A 23249-nucleotide genomic window follows, 5' to 3' on the forward strand; every position below is an offset into this window, starting at 1 on the left:
CCTAAATTTATCTGAATCCCTACGCCTGAAAGCCGTAAGAACCCAGGGCCGCCGCCCACATGTCCCTTCATCTAAATCACAATGTCAAAGAGCCGTCCAAACATCGAAGCGGACAGTGATCGTCCCCCGCTATCTCTATCGGGGGACATACTGTCCTGCTATGTTGGCGACCGTGCGTGGCGAGAACCGTTGGTCATCACCGCGTCGGTGGAGTGGCATCTAGGCCCGTCAGGCGAACCCGTCAACACCTTTCTCGCAAAAAATGAACCAAAACAAAAATTACACCGCAACATCCCCTTCTTGCCTGCCCACATGAACCACGGCCAAGCCACGCCGATGTGATCCTTCCGATGTTCGACAATTCCGGGTTGGCACCAGGCGACATCATCCAGATTGGAGAATTGGAGGCCGCGCCCATCATGATATAGGCGGGTGGCGACGCATGCCTCATTCCAGCTTCGTCGCCATGGCCGGCTCATCCTGAGGTGATTTGCGGCCGATCATGATCGATCATGCCCCCCGGTTTCAGAACGCCTTGTGATGAACGAGCACGTTGAAGGTCCGCAGCAGGATGCCGACATCCCGCGCCAGGCTCCAGCCGTGCAGATATTCCAGATCCGCCTCGATCCGCCGCAAGATGTCGCCGCGTGTTTCCGTCGCGCCACGGAAACCCCTGATCTGGGCCAGTCCCGTGATGCCGGGCTTGAGCGCGTGACGATGCCAATATTGCCGATCGACCTGCCAGAAATAGGCGTTGTCAGCGGTCGAGCCCAAAGCGTGCGGCCGCGGCCCGACGAGGCTCATTTCGCCAAGCAGAACATTGAACAGCTGGGGCAGTTCGTCGATGCTTGTGCTGCGAATGAAGCGCCCGATGCGGGTCACACGGTCATCACTTCGACCAGTGGAACGGCTCCCCAACGCGTCGCCGCAATCGGTCCGCATGCTGCGGAACTTGTAAATCCGGAACAAGCGGTTGCCGCGACCGATCCGTTGTTGGCGAAAGAAGACCGGCCCGGTGCTGTCGATCTTGATGGCGATCGCCACCAGAAGCAGCAACGGCAGCAGCGCAATGACCAGGGGCACAGTCAAGGCAATGTCGAGCAAGCGCTTGCGCGCGCGGTCAGCGAGGTTGAGCGGGCCGCGCGAGACCACCAGGGTCGACGTGTCCAGCCAGGTCCCCACCGCGAGCGGTGCAGTCTCCCCGACCTCAGGCACGACGACTTCGCCCTGGACATTACTGCCCTTCAATATCTCCGCCCAACTCGCCCGGCGCGCAGCCGGACAAAGGATGATCGCCCTGTCATAATCACGCAGCAGCACACCCAATTGGTGCAGCTTGTGCGGATCGTCCTCTTCGGGGCGCAGCCCGATCTGGCGCGCATCGATCACGGCCGCCGCACCGCAATCATTGGGGCGCGCGATACCATCAAGGATCAATATTTCCGCGAATAGCTGATTTCCGAAGCAACGCCGGACCGCATAGGCCATCAGTGAGCGCTGCACGACCAGCAGCCCCAGGCTGCCAAAGACGCCGAACAACATGCCTGAGCGCGGGAAGGTTCCCACCGCCTTCGATGCAAAAATTACAAGGAAGAACAGCAGCATGGTGGCACCAAATGCCAATGTCGCTGCACGACAGCTGATCGTCGCGCTGGTCAGACAGGACATGCTGTAAGCCTGGCTGTGAAAGGCGATGATCGCAAAGACGAGAATGCCTGCGGATAATGATCCGATCATGTCCGATGAGGATGCCGGCGAGAGGCGCGCGCCTACGCCAAAGCCAATCAGCAGCGCCAAGCAATCAGCCGACAGCAAGAGCAGGCACAGCCATAAGCGCGCGTTGCGCCTGGCGATTAACGCCCCCGTTCCGCTCGCGCTGTGGAAACGCGCCGCCAAATCCGGATTTGCCATGCCCTGTCCTTTTCTCGTCGATTGTCGACCACTGGCACAGCAATGGCCGGACGCTCCCAGTTCCGCAGCACGCAGAGGAGCGAAATTAGTTCAACCAACAAGAGCACGGACGCCTCAAAAGCATCAATCCGTGACAACACCTAATTAATATTAACCAATCAATTATCAGAAATTAAATTTTATATCAGAACGAATTTAACTCAATTTGCAATTCTATTAACAGCGTAATTTCACTTATATTAATATCATCTTGCTTTTGTTAAATTAAGCGAACCAGATCATCGTCCCTTCATCCAAAAATGGGAGGTCCAGGGGAATATGACCATTGCACTCTATGCCAGTGCGACAATCATATTGGTCGTTTGGGCGATCGGCCTTTATCATCTCTGGCAACGTCAAAATGCGTCGCTCGTGGAAATCAAGCCAGCATGGCCGGATCGCCTTTTCGCAATTTTCTGGCTCCCGATCACACTATTGGCGCTCATCGCGACAATCCCCTCTTTATGGCGAAAAAAAGCACCACGGCGGCAGAAATATTGACGCTCATCCGTCCAGCCTCCGGCCTATTCCCGCCGCAAATGCAACTCTCAGAGCATCCGAAAGATTGCGCGTCTTGAGCTTTGCCATCAGGTTTGCGCGATGAATTTCGATCGTGCGCGGGCTGATGCCCAATTGCAGGGCGATGTGCTTGTTCGGCAGCCCCATTGTCAGGCCTGCCAGCACATCGCGCTCGCGCGGCGTCAACTTTTCCACCAGCGATTGCGCCTGCGCGACCCTTTGCCGGCGCGCACCATTATCATATAGCACCGACCAGGCGTTCTCGACCGCCTGCAGCAGGCTCTGCCGCTCGAACGGCTTCACCAGGAAATCCACGGCGCCCATCTTCATTGCCGCGACCGTCACGGCAATGTCGCCATGCCCCGTCAGCATGATGACCGGAAAATTAAGGTCCGCTTCATTGAGCCGGCGCTGTACCTCCAGTCCATCCATGTCGGGCATGCGCAGGTCCAGGATGACGCAACCCGGCGGCTCGGTCGGCGCGGCGGCGAGGAAATGAGCGCCCCTCTGCCAAGTGCGGACCGAATATCCTTCAAGCTCCAACAAGAATGCCGTTGCCGCTCTGACGGAATATTCGTCGTCCACGATGTGAATCGTCTTCATTTCCTCCACAAAGAATCCCCTTCTTACGCTTCAATGTGAAACAAAAGCAGCTGCCGGCAGGCGCGGGCTCAACCCAGATCCGGCCGCCATGGGCCTCCACAATTGTTCGACAAATGGACAATCCGACCCCAGTTCCCTCTTCCTTGGTAGTGACAAAGGCGTCGAACAGCCGCTCGCGGATTTCCGCAGCGATGCCCGAGCCGGTGTCGGTAATCATGACTTGGGTGGTAAGCTCATCGACGCGGGATGCGTGGATCGTCAGGATCCGCTCATCCATGTTGCGCATCGCATCGATGGCATTGCGACAAAGATTGCCGATCACCTGCTGGATCTGGACCGGATCGGCGAATACCGGCCCCGCGTCCGGCGCAACCCGAAGCACGACGCGGACTTGCGCACGGGCAGCTGCGGGGCGGACGAGCGCAATGCTGCTGCGCACCATTTCGCCGATATCCTGCACCTCCAGTTGCGCTTCGCCACTACTGGTGAAATCGCGCAAATGGCGCATGATCGCCCCCGCCCGCACCGCTTCGCTTGACGCGAGATGGAAAATCTCGTCCAGCTTCGCCCGACTCCCGCCGTTGAGATTGTTGAGCAGGATGCTGCCCCCCTCCATATAGGCTGCAAGCGCTGTCAATGGCTGGGTCAACTCGTGCGACAGCATCGACGCCATCGCGCCCATTGCGCTATAGCGGGTGCCATCCAGCATTTCCGCCTGCAGGGTTTCCAGCCGGGCCTTCGTCGCCTCCTGTTCGGAAAGGTCGCGCACAAAGGCCGTAAACCTTGTGCCGCCGTTCGCTTCCATCCGCACGAAGGTCATCTCGGTTGGAAAATTCGAGCCATTATGATGCCGGCCGATCAACTGCCGCTCGATCTTTTCCGAAACATCGACGATCCGGAATGGATATTCGTCAGGCACTTCGTCTTCAGAAGGACAGACCAGCAGCAGGCTCTCGAAATTCTGGCCTTTGAGATCCACCAGATCATAGCCGAACATGCGGGAGGCCGCTTCGTTGATATATTCGATGCAGCCGTCGGCATCGAATACGAAGACGGCGTCCGGCGCGGTCTCCAATATCAACCGCAACTCATGCTCCCGCTCCTGCAGCGCAAGCTCATGCGCGCGCTCCAGCGTGACGTCGCGGATCAGGTTGGCAAAGCCCTGCAACGCTCCGTCATTGTCGTACAATGCCGTGACAACGCAATTTTGCAGATAGATCGTGCCATCGCTGCGGCAGCATTCATGATCGAATTCCCAGCTGCCATGCTGGCGGGCGAAGGCGAAGGCCTGCGCCATGCGCGCCTTGATCTCCGCGCGCCCTGGGTAGAGCAGCGCGACATGGCGATGCATCACCTCGCCGGTCAACCAGCCGGTAAAGCGCTCGGCACCGCGATTCCAATGCAGGATGAACCCCGAAACATCGGTCATGTAGAGGGCATAATGCGCCGCGCCGTCGGTCAGCAGCTTCATCTGCGTCATCAGCCGGCCGACATGGGCAGCCTGATATTCCGCCCTAGCGCGCCAGAATGTCGCGCGAAGCGCCACAACGTTGGCGGCAACCAGGGCCATGAGGAAGGCGCCCGCCGCAAGCAGCCCGCCATGAAAGCCTTCAAGCAGATAAGTGACCGCCAAGGCGGCGATACCAGCCAGAAAGCCCGGTCCGGCGCCGAACAGCATCGTCGTAAACAATGCAACGAATGTGAATATCACATAAAATTCGCTGGAGAAGGACGGATATTCATCGGCCTGAAAAGCGGCGAGCGCGATCGCGACCATGGCCAACCCGACCAGATAGCGACTGACCCCACTCCACGAGACGTGGCGCCTGAGGCAACGCAATCTGACCAGCGAAAAGCTGGCGCGGACTTGGCCCGCCTTGGAGATCGGCATGATGTTAAATCGTCTGACGGCTGCGAACATAACTCAAACCCCGCGCTTAACGCCCAGAATTATTTCATATGCTGCGACCGTCACCCTGAAAGGGATGGCAGAAACCGGCTCACGTCTTCAATCGGACGTCTGCCCCATGCTCACCCCTGACCGATTATTGATCCAGTTGGAGGTTTACATAATTCTCTGCTGCAATGCGCAATTTTTAACATCGGCATTAGGGGAAGTATAGTAGGTAGTTTTACACATTTTGAGAAATTTCGTTCCGCAGCTGCAAAATGTCATTGCCGGAGGATTTCCAAAAATGTCCACTTCGGAAATTTAACTGGTGGAGGACACGCGTTTGCCCCCTGCCCGTGCGAAATGGAACATGTCGATGACAATGGTCCGTCCGACCAGTCCGAGGACGACCATATAGACCGCTGCCCCAGCGATGACCGTCGACAACAGCATCGGAATCGGCGCTTGGCCGGCCAATGCGAACCGGAACCCCCATAGAAAAACAGCCATGACCAGCGATGCGACGACACTGGGCCGCAGCGCCTTCCAATAATCCCGCCATCCCAGCGGCAGCAGAACCACAACTGGCCAGACGGACAGGGGATAGAGGATATAGGCGCGCGCCGTGAACGCGGCAGCGACCGCAGCCATCCCATATTCAACGGCAAAGAAGAAGGTGACAATATTGACCAGCGCATAAATGCCCGCCAGCCAAGTCTGCCATTGCGGCTTTCCCATGGCGAGCATCAGCGACTGATTGTAAATGCCGATCGCCTGGAGCGCGCCGAACAGGCTGAGATAGCGCATCACATCGGCTGCCGCCGCCCAACGCGGACCGAACAACAGGAAAATAAACTCGTCCGATACGATCGCCAGGCCGACAAAGGCCGGGGTCGTTATGGACGATGTCGCCGACACTATTCTGAGGAAAGCCTTTGCAAGGCGGGGCGGATCCCCCTTGAGTTGCGAGAAGACCGGAAGTGCCACACGGGACAGCGCACGCGCCAGCATCAGATTGGCGGCCAGCAAAGCCCGCTTGCCGACGGTATAAATGCCTGTCGCTGCGCCGCCGAGCGCCAGGCCGATGACCATGATGTCAGCATTGGCGTTGAAGAAATTCGCAGCGCCCGTCACGCCGACATGACGGCCATAGAAAAGCACGTCCCTTGCCTTTTCCCGTGAAAAACGCAGTCGGGGTCGCATCGGGCAGGCGGCCCACAGGATTATCGTTCCGATGACCGCTACGGCCAGATTTTGTGCCACCAGCGCCATCACGCCATAACCGGCCACGGCCAGTGCTATTCCGACAAGGCCGCCCACCAGGGTCGAGATTGTCGAGCGCGTGGCCAATGGCCGCATCAGCAAGGCCCGCGTCAGCCAAGCCTGTGGCACGACGTTCAGCGCACCCAGGAAATTCGCGACGCTCAGCCATCGCAAAACCATGCCCAAGCCCTGATGGGCGGCGGTCCGCTCAACCAAGTCGGCTAGCAAGAAGGTCGCGATCAGCAGCAGCGCGCCGGCCGCAGCAGAAATCCAGAAGGCCGTATCATCCAAGTCGGCATCGGCAGCGCCGCCCTTGCTCACAAGCGATGCACTGATCCCCGACAATATGATCATCTGGAACCATTGCCCTACCAGCAGGGCCATGGCGACGATGCCCAGCATCGTCGCATCGACATAGCGCGCAATCACGAGGAAGGTCAGGAACTGCAACAGTTGCACACCCCAACTTTCCAGGATGGACCAGGCCATGCCTGAACGGACTGCGCGCCCCAACGCCGGACCTGACATATCGCCCTCCCCCTAGCTACGTCGAAAATCGTCGGTCGCCCGGACATGCTTCACGAATGCCGCGGGGTTGCCCCGCCACACTTGTCGGGCGGGAACATCATCAAAGACCACTGATCCGGCTGCCACCACGGAATGATCGCCAATCGACACGCCGGGCAAGATGATGGCGTTGCGGCCAATCCAGACGTTGCGACCGATCGTGATCGGACGGGGCCTTACGGAGCGCCCTTCATGAACGGGATGGAAGCTCGTGTCGAACATCGCGACATTATCACCGATACGCGAACCGCCGCCGACATCGATCCGCGCAGCGCTGAAGATATGAACTCCCGTGTTCAACGAAACCTCGTCGCCAAGAATGATGGCCCCCTGCGGAACCGTAGCCAGGCGAATCCGGGTCGGTTCATTCCGCAGGCGGACATTGTTGCCAATGACCAGGGATCCGGGGTTCCGGAGATAAGGCACGCCACCTCGCACGCGCAGGCCCCGCCCCGGTTGGCAGCCTTGCGCGCGGAGTCGCATCACGGTCAGTCGCGCGTAAAGATGATCCAGCTGTGCAGACAGAAATTGCAATGCCAAACCCGTTCTCCGACTGGCGCTCACGCGGCAAGCATGAGCCGAAAGCCTGAATAGCGACGCGCCTCCACGATCGAATGGGCGCCAAGAACCAAACGCACCATGCAGATCCACTCATGAAAACGCGTCCGCGTCGGACAAGATGGCACGTGCATCGAGTGCTCGCGTCACTCACCCGAACAAACACCAAATTCACACATAACAAAATCATGTTCCATTATGTATTTGCACCTAATTGATAGGTGTTACCCCTGATGTTGACTAATACCGCAGTTGCGTAAGAATTTCCTTAAGCAAGATCGAGGCAATATTATCGCGATCGGGCAACGGAATGATCGTTTCTTCAATGGAGACGCAATTGCTTTCGCCGATCAATGCGCCTGGAGGCAAGATAGCGATGATGAATGCATCGCCTCTCGTCGTCGACTGGAAGCTATTTACATGAACGAAATCGGTTATCAGCCCATCATAGCAGTGACCGGCGCGACTGGCTTCGTTGGCGGCGCGCTCGCCCGTCAACTCCTGCAAATGGGCTACCGCGTCCGCTCGATGTGCCGCAGGCCCCTGACCGAAGCGGAGCGCGAGAGCGGCATAGAGTGGATCGAGGGCTCGCTGACCGACACTGATCGTTTCGACGCGCTGCTTCGGGACGCACGCTATTGTTTTCACATCGCCGCGATGTTCCGTACCGAAGGACCGCGCAAGGCGTTCATGCAGGTCAATCGGGATGCTACTCGGACCCTGCTTGAAGCGAGCCGACAAGCCGGAATCGAGCGCTTCATCTATTGCTCGTCGATTGGCGTCCACGGCAATGTGGCCGACGCCCCTGCGGACGAAAATGCGCCATTCGACCCGCGCGATCCCTATCAGGAAAGCAAGTTGCGAGCCGAAGATCTTTGCCGTGACGAAATGGGCCGTCCGGGCATGGGCGTCGTCATCGTTCGCCCCTGCTCCACCTATGGCCCAGGCGACACCCGGATGCTGAAGCTGTTCCGCCTGGTCCAGCGCCGCCGGTTTCTGTTTGTGGGCCGGCAAACGCCCAATTTCCATCCTGTCTATATTGATGACCTGGTCGCCGGCTACATATTGACGATGGTTCATCCCGATGCGCCATCGGGCACCTTCATCCTGGGCGATCGCGTCTTCCTGCCGCTGCGCGACTATGTGAGGGCCGTCGCGACCGCCTTGGATGTGCCACCACCCAAGGCGACCATCCCCTACAGCCTCGCGCTAATGGCCGCACGCCTGTGCGAAGCACTTTATGCGCCGCTAGGATTACAACCCCCTCTACCTCGTCGCCGGCTGACCATCTTCAGGCACAACCGCGCGTTCAGCATCAGGCGGGCGCAGACGGTCCTCGGCTATCAGCCGCTGATCAATCTGGAGGAAGGCTTTCGTCGCACCATCACCTGGTATCGGCAGCAGGGGATGCTCGCATGACCATGTCCATTGGAACTCTTGCCGACCTAACGGGCAAGCCAGCGGCCGATTCTCGTCCGATCTCGGCGATCGCGGCGATGCAAGCTCCAGGCACCGGCAAAGGAAAATACCGCTGTGGTCAGCGCGAGAGGAGCCGCGATGCCACAAACCGCCAGCATTGCCAGAGCCGATCCGGCCCCTGTGCCCCAACGAACGAACCGGCGTGTGGCACGAGTATAATCGTCGACGATCACGTTGACATCATCGAGCATTATCCATTCCCGTTGGCTCTTCGCCCGCGCCATGATCGGCCGCACCGCCCCGTCGGGCAGCGTCAGCGCACGGATCATGATCATATCTCCGATATCGACATCGATGCGCGCGGGCAGTTCGACGCAATATTTTCCATCAACCTGCCGGCGATAATGGATCACGCGCGTTTCCGCATCGCCCGACTGCCCAACGTCGGTCACGATGCCCCGCATCAACAACAATCCGACGCTGCCGAAATGAGTCAGCAACGCGGCATGTCGTTCACGTCCGGCGACGGCCCGCGCCGCATGTCGCGACGCGGGCGCGATAGCGACATCCACGCTCGCCTGCCTGTTCCCGATCGGTGCCATGCCCTACAATCTATTCCTTTGCGGCGCTCTGCTAGCACAGGCGGGCAGCGCTGACCATGAGTGCCCCTCAGCGCCCGAGACGGACGGTCCTTGCGATCCGATGTGCTGCCCTGCTCTTGACGGCATGCCCATGGATGGCCTGCGCGGAGCCACCGTTGTCGGGAATCAACCTCGCGGGCGGAGAGTTCAACTCGGGCAGGAAGCCGGGTATTTTCGGGAAGGATTATATCTATCCCGACGCGCGCACCGCGGCGCCCTTCGTTGCGATGGGCATGAAGATCGTCCGGGTTCCGATATTGTGGGAGCGGATCCAACCCGTCCCGCTGCAGCCCCTTTCGACTGCCGAACAGGCGCGTCTGGACAAGGTCGTGGCAACCCTCGCTCCGTTCCGGATCATCATCCTCGACATCCATAATTATGGCGCCAACGGGGGACAGCGACTGGATCAATCGCCAGATGGGAGTGCGAAACTTGCCGATCTCTGGCGCCGGCTGGCCGAGCATTATCGCGGGAACAGGCAGGTGGCCTTCGGCCTGATGAATGAGCCGAACGGCATGGCCCCAGCACGCTGGCGCTCGATGGTGGACGAAAGCATCGTCGCCATCCGAAAGGCGGGTGCGCGCAACATGCTGTTCGTGCCGGGCTCCAACTGGACCGGCGCGCATAGCTGGATCGCTGGCGGCCGCGCCTCCAACGCTGCCGCCTTCCAGAACTTCCGCGATCCAGCCGGCAATTATGCGATCGAGATGCACCAATATCTGGACTCGGACAGTTCCGGGATGAAGGCGCAATGCGAAGCACCGCCGGTCATCCAACGCCGCATGGAAGCGGCGACAAAATGGCTTCGGGACAACCGCCACAAGGGCTTCCTTGGCGAGTTCGGCGCCCCAGCAAATGCCGCCTGCCTCGACAGCCTAGACGCCCTGCTCAAGCATCTCGATGCCAATGCCGATGTCTGGATGGGTTGGGCCTATTGGGCCGGCGGCCCATGGTGGGGCGCAAACTATCCCATGAGCCTGCAACCCGTACAAGGCAAAGCCCGGCCACAGGCAGCCATTGTTGCAAAATACAGCCAGGCGGGAGCCGCAAGATGACCCGCCTGCATTATGCGCGCCTTCCCCTTGCCTGCTCGATCATCTTGGTCTGCCCAGCCTTTGCGCAGGTCGAAGTGCCGCCTGACGGCCTGACCGTGGCACCCACGGTACGGATGCTCTACGACGACAATGTCCTGCGCCAGAGCGATGATCTCGTCTCCGGTGACAAGGACGATATTCGCATCACCCCGGCGCTCGATGTCACCTTCAGGAAAAATCTCGGTGTCCACCAGGTCACGGTCGTGGGATCGTTGGGCTATGACTTCCATCAGCGCTACAGCAATCTCGATCGTGAGCGCGTTACGCTCACCGCCAAGGGCGATGTTAAGGTCAGCGCACTCTGTTATCTGCGTCCAAGCGCCCGACTGAATTTCGCACAGGCCGATCTGGCCGATCAAGGCATGATCGTCGGCAACAGCGAACGCACCCAGGACTATGCGGTCACGGCCGAGTGCGACAAGCCCTATGGTTACTATCCCGTCATCAAGCTCGGCTATTTGCAAACGAACAATAGCGTCGATTCACGCCGGCCGTTCGACATCCGCACCCGCAGCGCGGGCATTGGTATCGCCTATAGCAAGGCAAGCCTTGGCGACATCCGACTGATGTTCAACGTCGAAGCTTTCCGCCGCCCCCACTGGTCAGGCGAGACGTCCGAACTGCGCATGAGCCGCGGTGCCGACAATTATCGGGTTGGGATCGAGTTCAAACGCGCCGTCGCTCCGCGTCTCAGTTGGAGTGCCGGAATTGGCTATATTCATACCAAGGCGCGTGATGAACGGGTCGATGACTATTCGGGTCTGGGCTATCATGCCGGTGCCGTCTATCGGCCATCGCCGCGCACATCCCTGGTATTCGACGGCAGCCGCAGCACCAGCAACCAGAGCAACACCGGCGCGACCTATATCGTCCTGACCAATTTTTCGCTGCGCGGCAATGCGCCCCTCAGTTCGCGATCTTCGATCCAGGCTGGCGCGAGCTATGCCAGGCGCCAGTTCAAGGGCGAGCTGTTGATCGACACCGACATGATGCGCGGTACCGACGAAACGATCGCGCTCAACGCCGGATATCGATTTGCACTGCGCAGCCGCCTGACGGCCGGCGTGGACGTTCGCCACGAATGGCGTGAAAGCGCAGTCGAGCGCTACCGATATAAATCGACATCGATGATGCTGTCCCTTGGCCTTACATTGTGAGGAGCATGGCCATGTTCTTACCCCGTGCGATGCGAAACCTGTGCAGTTCCCTTCTTCTGGCCACGCTCGCCAATCCCGTATTGGCCGGCGTCGACAACAAGGAAGCGGTCGCTGCCTATGTCCTGGGCGCCAATGACGAGATCCGCGTCTCGATATTCGGCGCCTATCCGATCGAAGTCAAAACGCGGATCAAGGAAGATGGGCGCATCACCCTGCCGAGCATCGGCGACGTGGTTGCGGAGGGATCCACGACCAACGCCCTTGCAAACAATATCCGCCGGCAATTGCAGACGGGCGGATATTTCGTCGATCCGATCGTCAATGTCGAAGTCGTGAGCTTCGTCAGTCGATCGGTCACGATGTTCGGCAACCTCCAGAACCCTGGGCTCTACCCCCTGGATCGACCTCAGACGATCGCGATGATGCTGGCGCGCACCGGCGGCGCCCGCGCGGACGCGGCGGACTATGCGATCCTGCAACGAACGGGAGAAGCGGATCGGCGGATTGCCCTCAGCGATCTCGACCCGCAAAGCGGGACCGGTCAGTTCCTGCGCGCAGGCGATTCCATCTTCGTGCCGAAGGCCGAGGAGGTATTCATCTACGGCCAGGTGAACAAGCCCGGCCGCGTCGCCTTCGAAACCGGCATGACCCTTCGCCAGATGCTGGCCCAGGCCGGCGGGCCGACATTGGGCGGATCGGAAAAGAAGATCACGCTGCACCGTGGCACGGAGATCATCAAGAAGGCCAGCCTCGATATGCTGGTCAAGCCTGGTGACGTCTACACCGTCAACGAGCGGACCTTCTGAGATGCGATCCGGTATCCTGACAGGAGGCATTGCGTGAATATCTTCACCAGAATTGCCCGTTGGCTCCGACGAACGCCCGAGCCCGAGCGTCGCCGAGAAGCGCCTGGCCGGCGTTCCCGAGCTACGGGCGGCGTGCCTGAAAATGCGCAATCGACCGGTGCTGCATCCATCACACCATCTACAAATGCAGCCATGTCCGCTGACGCTGTCCGATCAGCGATACGCAAGGGGTTCAATGCGACCCAGCCCGTCACGGCCGCCCGCCATCTTCATGGCCGGCAGCAGGAGATGGACCTGCTGGTGGAGGGGGTGCTGGACCGCGGCAATCATGCGATGATCTTTGGCGGCCGTGGAACAGGCAAGACCTCGCTAGCGCGCGTCTTCGCCAATGTTGCCGACAATCGCGGCTATCTGGTCTTCTACATGGCATGCGAGCCAGGGCAGGATTTTACCAGCCTGATCTCGCCGTTCCTCGATGCCGCCCGCGGAAACCTGCCGCGCTCACCCGCGACAGATACGCCGATCGTCGTTGGACCGCGCGATGTCGTGGAAGCGCTCGCCGAACATGGGCAGCGAAAATTCATCTTCATCCTCGACGAGTTCGACCGCATCACCGATCCGGCTGTTCTTGGCGAATTGTCGCGCACCATGAAGCTGCTCTCCGACGCGGCCCTCCCGGTTCATATTCTGGCGGTCGGTATCGCGTCCGGATTGAGCCAGCTCATCGAAGGCCATGAATCGCTGCGACGGCACATGACCGCCGTTCCCATCGTGCGGATTGACACGGCCGCCGTGTTCGACTTGATCGACCGCGGCGCGTCCCAGGCCGGCCTCAACTTCAGCGATGCCGCGCGCGAGACAATTGCCCATGTCGCATGCGGCTCCCCCTATCATGTCCGCCTGTTCTGCGCGCTGGCCTGCCTTGAGACCCTCAGGCAGCGCAAGACAGTGGTCGAAATGCCGGCAACGCTCGCGGGGATGATGCGGGCGGTCGACGACTGGACGATCACCAATCCGACAGATGCTGCGCTGTTCCATGAGGCCATCGATCTGGGTGCTGGCCATTGGCCGGTGATCGAGCAGGTCGTCCGCGCCGCGATCGTTCCTCCCGGACTCGCACCGGAACAGCAGGCGCCGCATATCGACCGCGACGGTCCGGTCCTGGAAATCCTGCGCCGCGCCATGCACGCCCGGCCGGGCAGCACCGCCCTCATGTTCCGGGACAGCCTCGCCCCCCAGTTCCTGCTCGGCATGTTGTCTGCCAGCCGCCACGGCGACCACCTGACCCGGCGTGTCGTCAGCCTTGTAGAAGGGCAGCGCCAAAGCGCTGCATCGTAAGGGACCGATAGGATGTACATGTTCGACATAACGCGAGCCATCCTGCAGCGCTGGAGAATGGCAGCCGCCATCTTCTGCTGCGTCATGGCGCTGACGGTCCTGTGGATTGCGATCACGCCACGCGAATATCGCGCGACCGCCACCTTGTTGTTCGACAACCGCGCACCGGACCCGACCGGCGGCAAATCGAACGAGGCGACCGGCGAATCCATGCTCGCGACGGAGTCCAGAATCCTGCAGAGCGAGGTGATTGCCCGCAAGGTGGCCGAGCGGCTTGGCCTTTTCAAAAATCCGGCCATGCGCGCACGTTGGCAGGAGCAGACAAACGGCAACCAGAGTTTCGAAGGCTGGATCAGCCGCAGCGTCCAGTCGGGTTTGCAGGTTTCGCCCAGCGCGACCGGCAATACGATCGACGTCTCCTACCGCAGCCTCGATCCACAGCGCTCGGCGTTGATGGCCAACAGCTTCGCCCAGGCCTTCAATGATGCGCGCCTGGGCATCAGCAACGAATTCGCCCAGCGCTTTGCTGCCTGGTACAAGAAACAGATCGCCGCGTCCGAACAGCGAATGGAAGAGGCGCAGGCACGGCTCGCCGATTTCCAGCGCGCCCATGGCATTGTCGCCACTGGCGCCATCGATGCGGAAAGCACGCGCCTCAGCGAATTGTCGTCGAAACTGTCGTCGGCCGAAGCCGTTGCTGCGGAGGCCCGGTCGCGCGCGGCGGGCGGCGCCAATATGCCCGACATTCAATCGAGCGGGGTGATCCAGGGGCTAAGGGCGCAGATCGCAGCCAAATCAGCGGAAATCAGCCAGATGGCTGCCGAACTCGGCCCCAATCATGCGACGATGCGTGCCGCCCAGCAGCAGTTGCGCCAGATGCAGGACAGTCTGGCCCAGGAAACCGGCAAGATGTCGGGCACGCTGGCGGCCGCCAGTTCGGCGGCATCGGCCAATCAGGGCACGATGCAGGCCCTGCTCGACCAGCATCGCGGGCGCATGCTGTCGCTCGCGGCCGATCGCGGCAAGCTCGCCGTGCTGGAAAGCAATGTGGAATCGGCGCGCAAGGAATATGAGGCGCAGACCGAACAATTCTCGCAGTTGCATGCCACCAGCACGGCTCCGTCGCTCAACATCGTGCGGCTCGACATTGCAGAACCGCCGATGATCCCCAACGCGCCCAATATCGGCGTGCGGTTCCTGATGATGACGATGGTGGCCCTCATGCTCGCAATCGGCTCGGTCATCCTAGCCGAATGGCTCAGTCCGCGCGTCCGCAGCCGTAACACCGTCACCTATCTTACCGGCGTGCCGTTGCTTGGTCAGGCAGACCTGCGCGTCAACGGCAAGCAACTCCGTATCGAAGGAGGCAATTGGTCATGAGGCTTCGCTCGACTGAACCGGTAGAGGATGTCTATCCCGGCCTGCCGCCGCCTTACGATGGCGATACGCGCGAGGAAACGGGGACGGTCCACGCCAATGTCGATCCCGCAATCGCGGTGATCCACGCCCCCAGCGCAATGCTGGCGGAACAAGCGCGGGACATCCAGTCGACCCTGTCTGCAATGCGCCATCCCGACGGTCGCGCGCCCGGGTCTATCGCGATCATCGCAATCGAGGCGAGCGAGCAGGCGGCCATATTGACGGCGAATATCGCCGTATCGGCAGCCCTGAGCGGTCTGCGCACCTTGATCGTCGACATGGAGCATTCCGGCTTCGTTCAACATCGCCTGCTTGGCATGAATGCACGAACAGGCTCGCCGGACGACATGGATGAGCCATTTCAGCTGGTGCAGCCGAGCAGTATCCGGTCGCTGTTCGTCATGGCCGCTCCCCAACAGGATGGCTGTGCCATCGACGGCAGTCCGCTTGCGCCACTGTCGCAACGCCTGTCGTCGCTGACGGCTCATTTCGATCTGTGCCTGGTCGACGCCAGCCATATCGACGATCTCGCTCATGCGGCAGGCAGCGCCGATTGCGCGATAGTTGCGGTCCAGCGCGATCAGACATCGACCAGCGAGCTCAAGGCCGTGATCAACAAGATGACCATGCTGAACACGGTGCTGATCGGCACCATCATGCTGATCTAGCGGTCAGCGATCGGTCGGCACCAAGGGGGTATGATATGAAAATCGCCCATATTTCCCGACAATATCATCCCGGACTCGGCGGGCTGGAAAGCTTCACCCGAAATCTGTGCCGCGAACAGGCTCGCGCCGGGCACCAGGTCAGGATGATCACCCTGGACCGCATCTTCGACGGCGACGACGCGCCCTTGCCACGATGCGAAATCATCGACGACGTCGAGGTGGTCCGGATACCCTATCTAGGTGGACGTCGCTATCCGCTCGCACCATCCGTGCTGCACCATCTGGACGATTGCGACATCGTCCATGTCCACGCCGTCGATTTCTTCGCCGACTATCTGGCACTGACCCGGCTGCTGCACCGCAAACCGCTGGTCCTGTCCACGCATGGCGGCTTCTTTCATACCGGCTATGCCCGTCGATTGAAGCAATTCTACTTTCACAGCATGACCCGCCTTTCACTGGCTGGATATCGGGCGATCATTGCCTGCAGCGAAGCGGACTATGAGACGTTCGCCAAGGTCAATCGTCGCGCACTTACCTTGGTCGAAAACGGCGTGGACACGGTCAAGTTCGCCGGTCTTGCGCAATCGCCTTCCGCCGAGCATCGCTTCATCTATTTCGGCCGGATCGCGCCGAACAAGCGGATCGACCTGTTGATCCGCTGGTTTGCGCATCTGCACCGGCTGGACCGCAAGGCCCGGCTGATCATCGCGGGAAAGCCGATGGGTGTCACCTTCGCCGATCTGCAACAGATCGTCGAACAACTCGGCTTGGGCGATCTGGTGGAATTTCATGATAGCCCCAGCGACGAGGCCCTGCAGGCACTGATTGCCCGGAGTACCATCTTCGCATCGCCCAGCGCCTATGAAGGTTTCGGTATTTCCCTGATCGAGGGGGTGTCCGCCGGACTATATCCGGTCGTCAGCGACATTCCGGCGCATCGTCGCTCCTGCGTCAAGCTCGATACCGGCAGCCTGATCGATTTCACCGATCCGTTGTCCGCTGCCCGCACCCTGCAGGACATTCGCAAGGCGCAGCAACGCTCGCCCTCCCCGACCACTGCCGCAGGTCTGCTGGCTTATGGCTGGCCGGGCGTGAGCGCCAGGATCTCGGCCATCTACGAACATATTCTGGGACGTCAGACCCGCCAGATTGGGCCGCTTCGCCTTGCCGTTCTTTCGGAGAGCGACGCGCTGAAAGCCGTTTCGGGCCTGATCAGGGACCAGGCGCCGCGCGTGGTAGCATTCGGCAATGCCCATCTGATCAACCAGGCACGGCGGGTCGAGGGCGTCGCAGCCGCGCTGAACGACGCGCTGGTCCTTAATGACGGCGTCGGCGTCGATATCGCAAGTCGCCTCCGCTACGGGAACTCTTTCCCTCACAATCTGAACGGCACCGACTTCATTCCCCAACTCCTGAAGAACTATCCGGACCGCCTCCGGCTATTCCTGGTAGGCGCAACCCCCGGTATTGCGGAGCGCGCAGCCGCGATCCTGGAAGAGCGCCATCCCCATATTCGAATAGTCGGCACCCGCCATGGCTTCTTCGACCCGCAAGAAGAGGAGCATCTGAGCCGCCACATTCGGGAGAGCGGCGCTGATCTGGTGATCGCGGCGATGGGGAACCCCCGCCAGGAATTGTGGGCGGCCAAATGGGCATCCCATATCGGCCGCCCCATATTGTGCGCGGGCGCCTTGCTCGATTTCACCGCCGGCCATGTCCCGCGCGCGCCTGTCTGGCTGCGCCGCATGCGCATGGAATGGATATTCCGGCTCATGAACGAACCGACCCGACTGGCAGACCGCTATTTGCGCGGCAATGTCACCTTCCTCATGAATGCCATCCGTGACGCCAGGAGTGGCTACTCGGACGGCCCGATCCCGCCGTCATCACCCCACTCCCACGCTGTCCGCAACGCCGATGCCGCCTGATCCTGTGCAGCCCTACCCAAGTGAACTGCGGGCCGTACGCCGGATCGCGGTCATCATCCCCTATTTCCAGCGTGAACGGGGTATCCTGCAACAGGCCCTCCGCTCGATCGTTGCGCAAACATTCACCGCGCCCACCGAGGTGGAACTCCTCATAATCGACGATAGTTCGCCCATTCCGGCGCAGGACGAACTGGCAGACATGGAATTGCCACCCTGGCTGAACCTCCGAACCATGCAGCAATCGAACGCCGGGCCCGCTGCTGCGCGCAATCGCGGCCTTGATCAGATCGGACCCGACATCGACTATGTCGCCTTCCTGGACTCCGATGACAGTTGGGCGCCAGATCATCTGCAACAAGGCGTGGACGCGCTCGAACTGGGGCATGATTTCTATTTCTGCGATAGCGCCATGCCGCCGTCCAGCCTGTTCGCCTCGCTGACACTCTTTGCGCAGGGCGCCAATGAGGATGCGTTCGAACCCCTGCCTCTGGGCGGGCAAATCTATCGCCTGCAGCCCGACCGCGCGGGGCAATTCATGGTGCAGGAATATCTCTGCCAGACATCTGCCGTAATCCTGCGCCGCAGGGCGATGCGCGATCTCCGGTTCGAGGAACGACTTCGCTATGCCGGCGAAGACTGGCTGATGTGGGTGCGGCTGGCGCACAGCGTTGAGGGGATCTGCTTCTCCAAGCTGGCCAAGGCCCAGCGTGGAGAAGGTATCAATCTTTATCGCGATGCGCATGAGCGCCTTGGTGCCAAAAATCTGCGCCGCCTCATGTCGATGGTACTCGCCAATCGATTGATGAAGATCACGCCGGGCATCAGCGCCGCTGCCGCGTGCCTGACCGACCAGCGCATCATGATCTTGCGCCGAGAGATGGCGGCGATCCTGCTTCACCCCCGTGTCTATCAGGGCCTGAAAAATGGTGAGCAGCGTCGCATCATCCTGGACGCCTATCGGCTCATGAACGTCTCGCTGCTGCCATTATGGCGCGACATCATCATTCGAAAGATGCGCTGGCACAGCCCCCGCCTGGACGAGGCCATGACATGAAACTCTTCTATTATCGCGCCAAGGAAGGGAATTTTGGCGATGACCTCAACGGCTGGCTGTGGGAGGAGCTTGCTCCCGGCCGTTGGTCCGACGAAGCCGATACGCTGTTCTGCGGCATCGGCACGATCATCGGCAATCATATGCCGCCCGCATCGCGGATCAGAATTTTCTCCAGTGGCCTGGGCTATAGGCCTGTGCCCGAGGATTTCTCGACCGATCGCTGGGATGTGGTGGCGTTACGCGGCCCGCTCACGGCGCGCGTCGTCAACCGCCCAGATCGGGCGATTGCCGATGGCGCGCTGCTGCTTTCCACGCTGGATCGGCTCAAGCCCCTACCCGAAGCTGAGCGCGGCCGGCCCATCTTCATTCCCCACTACGAGGCGATGGATGAAGGCGACTGGGCTGCGGCCTGCGCTACCGCCGACGTAAAGCTGGTGGACCCACGGCAATGCGCGCATCAGGTCATCGACGAAATCCGCCGGTCACGTCTGGTGATCGCCGATTCGATGCACGCAGCGATCATCGCCGATACGCTGCGCGTTCCCTGGATTCCGGTCTCCAGTTCGGGAAGGATCAACAGCTTCAAATGGCTCGACTGGTCACTTTCCCTCAACTTGCCCTATGAGCCGCGAATATTGCCTACCGCGACGTTGGACACTGCCTATCGCGACGGAGTCCGGCGTCTGGTCGGTGAACATTATCGACTTGCGCATCCTGATGCAGAAGGCGCGCTTGCGCATCAAAGGCAGATGACCCGTCGCGAACAGCGCGGCTGGTGGATGTCCGTGCGGCCCAAACTGAAACATCATCTGCTCGCCCTGCCGCGGCGTCTGCCACAACCACCCACGGTCGCGCGGCGTATCGCCACATGGAACCGACGGCAACACAGCCGCATCGCCTCCGCACTTGAACAATTGAAGAGCGAGGCGGGATTTCTGAGCGACGATCGGATCTTTGCAAGCCGTGTCGATCAGCTCAGCGTCGAGTTCGACAAGCTGGTGCGATCGGGCTGAGCGATCCGCGCCATCTGCGCGCGATGATGCCAGCGACGGATCAGATGGCGTCCCAGCATGGGCCAGTTGCTCCAGTCCGTCATCATCGCCTCCAGCAATGCCATCGGCTTGCGTGCGCGAAGATGCGGATAGACGCGGTTCCAGCTATGCTGCTGCCTAATGGCGCTGGCGCGACGGGCTAACAACCGTGACAGAACACGATCATCGCGAACGCGGGGCAGATCCAGCATGGCAAGACTATGGGCGCGCATTGCATCCAGGTTCAATAATGTCCGGGATTGCCCCGATCCCTGATCCGAAATGGAGCCCTGCCGCTGAGTGAACAGATAATGCGGCTCTGCACTCAGAATGAAACGACCGTCTGCCAGCAGGCAATCGATGATGAAGGCGAAATCTTCGCCGTGCCGCAACTGGGGCGGGTAGCGCAAGCAACGGGTCGTCAGGAAACGGCGACGAAATATCGGCTTGAGCTGGCCGAAATCGAACGGCGAGCGTCCGGTGATCGCGTTGCGGACGAATTCGGCCGGTCGGATATGCCGGATCGGCTGCGCTGTCCGCGACAATGCCGTGCCGACGACTGTTCCGGCGTGCCAATCATAGAAAAACAGATTGTCCGCGACCAGATCGGCGTCATGCCGATCGCCGAGCGCGGTCAGATAAACCAGTCTGCCCGGTGCGAACGCATCATCGGCGTCCAGTATCGCGATCCATTCGCCCCGCGCGGCCCCAATCCCCAGATTCCGCGCGACCGAAGGGCCACCATTGGCCTCGCTTAGCACCAGTCGCACCCGTGAGTCCTGCTCCATCAACCGTTCGGCGATTGCCACGGTTTTGTCGCCGGACGCGTCATCGACGATGATCACCTCCACCGGGAGTTTCTGCGCAAGCGCAGATTGCACCGCGCGATCCAGGCTGTCCTCGGCGTTGAACGCCGCAATCACGACACTGACAAGGGGGAGCACAGGAGCAATCGCGGGATTTTGCATAGGTGTTATGCCTTACTCGAAAGCGATAATAAGCTTCGATATACCAATCGATGAAACCGCAACGAATTGAGGAATTTCACCTAGTGGAATTATCTGACACACCCAACGTTGCAATATACAGAAGAGGCTTCCTTCCTCTTTCTGAAACCTTCATATCAGATCACATACAGGGTCTTAATAGATATAATCCGATCATAATAACTGAGAACATATTGAACGGATACTCTATTAACGGCCACACTCCCCATCTGTTGCATCGCGCCCAGGCGGGCAAATATGAAAAAGTCTATAATCGACTGACCGGCCGATATCGCCATGTCGGCGATGTCCTGTCGGCTCCCTCGACGCGATTGATCCACGCGCATTTCCTGCAGGATGGGGCGAACATCCTGTCCCTTGCCGCGCGACGGAACATACCGCTGGTCGTCACCGCCCATGGCTATGATGCAACGGTGACGGCGCGCGAACATGCGCGCCGGACCGAGGGACTTTGGTATCTGATGCTCAAGCCCTTCCTTCTGCGTTACGCCCATGGCATCATCTGCGTATCCCAGTGGATCAAGCAGTGCCTGCTCGACGCAGGTTATCCCGACCACAAGCTGCGCGTCATTCCGCTGGGCATCGACACGTCCAGCCTGCCGCCGCCACCCGCCGCCCATGGCCGCCGGGGCGCCCTCTTCGTCGGCCGTCTGGTCGAAAAGAAGGGGGTCAATTTCCTGCTGGATGCCTGGGCTAAGTTGCCCGAACGCATTCGAAGCGAACCGCTCACCATCATCGGCGACGGCCCCCTGATGCCCACCCTGGTCGCCCAGGCCCACCGGCTTGGCATCCAGCCGCATTTCCTGGGCGCACGATCTCGCGCGGAAGTCTTCGCGGCCATGGCCCGTCACCGCATCTTCGCGATGCCGAGCGTGCGCGCGGCAAACGGCGATTCCGAAGGGCTTCCTATCGTGCTGATGGAAGCGCAGGCGATGGGCATGGCGGTGATAGCGTTTGACGATGGCCCGATGCGCGAAGCGATCAAACCCGGCATGACCGGCTTGCTCGCACGATCACGCAACAGCCACGACTTTGCCGACCATCTGCAAACGCTTCTGGGTGCGCCGGACCTTTGCGGCGATTTTGGCCGAGCCGGCCGGTCCCATGTGGCCGCCAAGTTCGACCTCCGCAACCGCGTAGCCGCCCTGGAAGACTATTATGACGAGATCCTTGCCAGCACGGAGGCCCGTTCATGATCGGACAATCCGCCGCAAAGCCAAACCCGGTTCACGCCGAAGGGCGCCGCGTCCTCATCATCTCGCGCCATGACTATCGGACCCGGCGCCGCGCGAGCGTGCATTTCGTGGCGCGCCATATGGCGCAACAGGGCCATCAGGTGACCTTCATGTCGATCGGCTACAGCTGGCTGTCGCGCCTGCGTGGTGACAGCCGGGCTGATCTGTTTGATCGCGCCAATGCCTGGGAACAGGTGGACGGGCTGCAAGCCTATCTGTGGCGCAGTGCATGGCACCCTGTGAAGTTGCCGGTCTCGGGCAAGGTGGAATCCTGGCTTTACAGCAAATGGGCCAGAAACCGCTGCACCGCGTTGGACGAAGCGGCAGGCGCGGCAGACATCATCATCGTCGAATCCGGCATTGCGCCGGCATTGCTGAAGCGCATCCGAGCCGTCGCACCCTCGGCGCGGATCGTCTATCGGGCCACGGATCTTCTATCCACCGCCGGCGTGCCTGAATGCATTGAAGACATGCTTTGGCAATCGGAGGCCGATATCGACCTGATCGTGGTCGTCGCCCGCTCCATGCTCCCGCATTTCGAGGCCTTCAGCTGCCCCAAATTATTCATTCCGCATGGCGTCGATACTGCTTTGCTCAATCAGGCAACAGACAGTCCCTACGCGACCAAGCGCAACGCAGTCACAGTCGGATCGATGCTGTTCGATGCCGGGGCGATCCGCACCCTCGCGCTGGCACGCCCGGAATTCACCTTCCACACCATCGGATCGCCCAAGAGCGTCTTCCCGACCAATGTGATCCAGCATGACGAGATGCCTTTTGCGCAAACGCTGCCCTATCTCCAGCATGCAGATGTCGGGATCGCGGCCTATCAGCGCGCAGCTGCCGCCGCCTATCTCGCCGATTCCAGCCTCAAGCTCCTGCAATATAAGGCAATCGGCCTGCCCGCCGTTTGCCCCGATTTCGCCGTTGGCGACCATGCCCTGCGCTTTGGTTACCGGCCTGATCACCCGCAGGAAATGGTCGAGGCTTTTGATCGGGCACTGAACGCTGGCCGCAGCCCGGTGGCGAGCAAGGATTGGAGCGATGTTGCCGCCAGGCTCGTCGAGGCTTCTCTTGGCTGAGATTGCCCTTTCTCTA

At 60.4% G+C, this 23249-nt stretch carries 20 protein-coding genes; 13 read left to right on the plus strand and 7 right to left on the minus strand.

Annotated features, from left to right (window positions below; translation table 11 throughout):
* Positions 1-525: 525 nt before the first annotated feature.
* Positions 526-1911 carry a sugar transferase gene (locus JQK15_RS26790; RefSeq protein ID WP_251007601.1) on the minus strand — a complete coding sequence of 462 codons (1386 nt, stop codon included), beginning with the start codon at positions 1909-1911 and terminating at the stop codon, positions 526-528.
* A 318-nt stretch (positions 1912-2229) separates the two neighbouring features.
* Here JQK15_RS26790 and JQK15_RS05340 point away from each other — a divergent pair, with 318 nt between their 5' ends.
* Positions 2230-2451, plus strand: a complete 222-nt coding sequence (locus tag JQK15_RS05340; protein WP_138984411.1) for a hypothetical protein — start codon at positions 2230-2232, stop codon at positions 2449-2451.
* Positions 2452-2454: 3 nt separating this feature from the next.
* Here the strand turns inward: JQK15_RS05340 and JQK15_RS05345 are convergent, their stop codons facing one another.
* From JQK15_RS05345 to JQK15_RS05360, 4 genes are all read right to left on the minus strand, one after another.
* On the minus strand, positions 2455-3072 hold the full coding sequence (locus JQK15_RS05345; protein WP_072894451.1) for a response regulator transcription factor: 618 nt from the start codon (positions 3070-3072) through the stop codon (positions 2455-2457).
* Positions 3002-4993: a PAS domain-containing sensor histidine kinase gene (locus JQK15_RS05350; protein ID WP_277788502.1), complete on the minus strand. Its 1992-nt coding sequence runs from the start codon at positions 4991-4993 to the stop codon at positions 3002-3004. The genes JQK15_RS05345 and JQK15_RS05350 overlap by 71 nt, the downstream gene beginning before the upstream one ends.
* A gap of 291 nt (positions 4994-5284) precedes the next feature.
* Positions 5285-6754 (minus strand): lipopolysaccharide biosynthesis protein, encoded by a 1470-nt coding sequence (locus JQK15_RS05355; RefSeq protein WP_026109650.1) that lies wholly within the window; start codon positions 6752-6754, stop codon positions 5285-5287.
* A 12-nt stretch (positions 6755-6766) separates the two neighbouring features.
* Entirely contained in the window at positions 6767-7333 is a 567-nt protein-coding gene (locus JQK15_RS05360; protein WP_251007602.1) for an acyltransferase, read from the minus strand.
* 270 nt (positions 7334-7603) lie between these two features.
* Here JQK15_RS05360 and JQK15_RS05365 point away from each other — a divergent pair, with 270 nt between their 5' ends.
* Positions 7604-8770, plus strand: coding sequence for an NAD-dependent epimerase/dehydratase family protein (locus JQK15_RS05365; RefSeq protein WP_214864020.1), 1167 nt, complete (start codon positions 7604-7606; stop codon positions 8768-8770).
* 26 nt (positions 8771-8796) lie between these two features.
* On the opposite strand, the gene JQK15_RS05370 is transcribed toward JQK15_RS05365, so the two are convergent.
* Positions 8797-9372 (minus strand): hypothetical protein, encoded by a 576-nt coding sequence (locus JQK15_RS05370; RefSeq protein ID WP_214864023.1) that lies wholly within the window; start codon positions 9370-9372, stop codon positions 8797-8799.
* 155 nt (positions 9373-9527) lie between these two features.
* Between JQK15_RS05370 and JQK15_RS05375 the strand changes: the two genes are divergently transcribed.
* The 9 genes from JQK15_RS05375 (at position 9528) to JQK15_RS05415 (ending at position 19891) form a co-directional block, all read left to right on the plus strand.
* Entirely contained in the window at positions 9528-10466 is a 939-nt protein-coding gene (locus JQK15_RS05375) for a glycoside hydrolase family 5 protein (protein ID WP_251007603.1), read from the plus strand.
* On the plus strand, positions 10463-11662 hold the full coding sequence (locus tag JQK15_RS05380; protein ID WP_214864026.1) for an outer membrane beta-barrel protein: 1200 nt from the start codon (positions 10463-10465) through the stop codon (positions 11660-11662). The genes JQK15_RS05375 and JQK15_RS05380 overlap by 4 nt, the downstream gene beginning before the upstream one ends.
* Before the next feature lie 11 nt (positions 11663-11673).
* Positions 11674-12468 (plus strand): polysaccharide biosynthesis/export family protein, encoded by a 795-nt coding sequence (locus JQK15_RS05385; RefSeq protein WP_004207145.1) that lies wholly within the window; start codon positions 11674-11676, stop codon positions 12466-12468.
* Positions 12469-12660: 192 nt separating this feature from the next.
* Positions 12661-13806, plus strand: a complete 1146-nt coding sequence (locus JQK15_RS05390; protein ID WP_214864028.1) for an AAA family ATPase — start codon at positions 12661-12663, stop codon at positions 13804-13806.
* Between the two features lie 18 nt (positions 13807-13824).
* Positions 13825-15186 (plus strand): exopolysaccharide biosynthesis protein, encoded by a 1362-nt coding sequence (locus JQK15_RS05395; protein WP_069337079.1) that lies wholly within the window; start codon positions 13825-13827, stop codon positions 15184-15186.
* Positions 15183-15893, plus strand: a complete 711-nt coding sequence (locus tag JQK15_RS05400; protein ID WP_214864030.1) for a P-loop NTPase family protein — start codon at positions 15183-15185, stop codon at positions 15891-15893. The genes JQK15_RS05395 and JQK15_RS05400 overlap by 4 nt, the downstream gene beginning before the upstream one ends.
* Complete coding sequence (locus tag JQK15_RS05405) at positions 15779-17824, plus strand: WecB/TagA/CpsF family glycosyltransferase (RefSeq protein ID WP_251007604.1); 2046 nt, start codon at positions 15779-15781, stop codon at positions 17822-17824. Before JQK15_RS05400 ends, JQK15_RS05405 begins: the two co-directional genes overlap by 115 nt.
* On the plus strand, positions 17814-18878 hold the full coding sequence (locus JQK15_RS05410) for a glycosyltransferase family A protein (RefSeq protein WP_214864032.1): 1065 nt from the start codon (positions 17814-17816) through the stop codon (positions 18876-18878). Before JQK15_RS05405 ends, JQK15_RS05410 begins: the two co-directional genes overlap by 11 nt.
* Complete coding sequence (locus JQK15_RS05415; RefSeq protein WP_214864034.1) at positions 18875-19891, plus strand: polysaccharide pyruvyl transferase family protein; 1017 nt, start codon at positions 18875-18877, stop codon at positions 19889-19891. The genes JQK15_RS05410 and JQK15_RS05415 overlap by 4 nt, the downstream gene beginning before the upstream one ends.
* On the opposite strand, the gene JQK15_RS05420 is transcribed toward JQK15_RS05415, so the two are convergent.
* Entirely contained in the window at positions 19849-20877 is a 1029-nt protein-coding gene (locus JQK15_RS05420) for a glycosyltransferase family 2 protein (RefSeq protein WP_214864036.1), read from the minus strand. The two genes, JQK15_RS05415 and JQK15_RS05420, sit on opposite strands and share 43 nt — an antisense overlap.
* Positions 20878-21089: 212 nt before the next feature.
* On the opposite strand from JQK15_RS05420, the gene JQK15_RS05425 reads away from it, so the two are divergent.
* Complete coding sequence (locus JQK15_RS05425; RefSeq protein WP_234893225.1) at positions 21090-22112, plus strand: glycosyltransferase; 1023 nt, start codon at positions 21090-21092, stop codon at positions 22110-22112.
* The gene (locus JQK15_RS05430) at positions 22109-23233 is read left to right on the plus strand and encodes a GumK N-terminal domain-containing glycosyltransferase (protein ID WP_010335939.1); all 1125 of its coding nucleotides are present in this window, start codon (positions 22109-22111) and stop codon (positions 23231-23233) included. The genes JQK15_RS05425 and JQK15_RS05430 overlap by 4 nt, the downstream gene beginning before the upstream one ends.
* Positions 23234-23249 lie beyond the last annotated feature (16 nt).

This window comes from Sphingobium sp. BHU LFT2 (assembly GCF_018604485.1).
GTDB lineage: Bacteria > Pseudomonadota > Alphaproteobacteria > Sphingomonadales > Sphingomonadaceae > Sphingobium > Sphingobium yanoikuyae_A.

Coding starts and splice junctions, on each gene's coding strand:
- JQK15_RS26790 (WP_251007601.1), bottom strand. CDS start 1,911: ATGGCAAATCCGGATTTGGCGGCGCGTTTCCACAGCGCGAGCGGAACG.
- JQK15_RS05340 (WP_138984411.1), top strand. CDS start 2,230: ATGACCATTGCACTCTATGCCAGTGCGACAATCATATTGGTCGTTTGG.
- JQK15_RS05345 (WP_072894451.1), bottom strand. CDS start 3,072: ATGAAGACGATTCACATCGTGGACGACGAATATTCCGTCAGAGCGGCA.
- JQK15_RS05350 (WP_277788502.1), bottom strand. CDS start 4,993: ATGTTCGCAGCCGTCAGACGATTTAACATCATGCCGATCTCCAAGGCG.
- JQK15_RS05355 (WP_026109650.1), bottom strand. CDS start 6,754: ATGTCAGGTCCGGCGTTGGGGCGCGCAGTCCGTTCAGGCATGGCCTGG.
- JQK15_RS05370 (WP_214864023.1), bottom strand. CDS start 9,372: ATGGCACCGATCGGGAACAGGCAGGCGAGCGTGGATGTCGCTATCGCG.
- JQK15_RS05380 (WP_214864026.1), top strand. CDS start 10,463: ATGACCCGCCTGCATTATGCGCGCCTTCCCCTTGCCTGCTCGATCATC.
- JQK15_RS05385 (WP_004207145.1), top strand. CDS start 11,674: ATGTTCTTACCCCGTGCGATGCGAAACCTGTGCAGTTCCCTTCTTCTG.
- JQK15_RS05390 (WP_214864028.1), top strand. CDS start 12,661: ATGTCCGCTGACGCTGTCCGATCAGCGATACGCAAGGGGTTCAATGCG.
- JQK15_RS05395 (WP_069337079.1), top strand. CDS start 13,825: ATGTTCGACATAACGCGAGCCATCCTGCAGCGCTGGAGAATGGCAGCC.
- JQK15_RS05400 (WP_214864030.1), top strand. CDS start 15,183: ATGAGGCTTCGCTCGACTGAACCGGTAGAGGATGTCTATCCCGGCCTG.
- JQK15_RS05410 (WP_214864032.1), top strand. CDS start 17,814: ATGCCGCCTGATCCTGTGCAGCCCTACCCAAGTGAACTGCGGGCCGTA.
- JQK15_RS05415 (WP_214864034.1), top strand. CDS start 18,875: ATGAAACTCTTCTATTATCGCGCCAAGGAAGGGAATTTTGGCGATGAC.
- JQK15_RS05420 (WP_214864036.1), bottom strand. CDS start 20,877: ATGCAAAATCCCGCGATTGCTCCTGTGCTCCCCCTTGTCAGTGTCGTG.
- JQK15_RS05430 (WP_010335939.1), top strand. CDS start 22,109: ATGATCGGACAATCCGCCGCAAAGCCAAACCCGGTTCACGCCGAAGGG.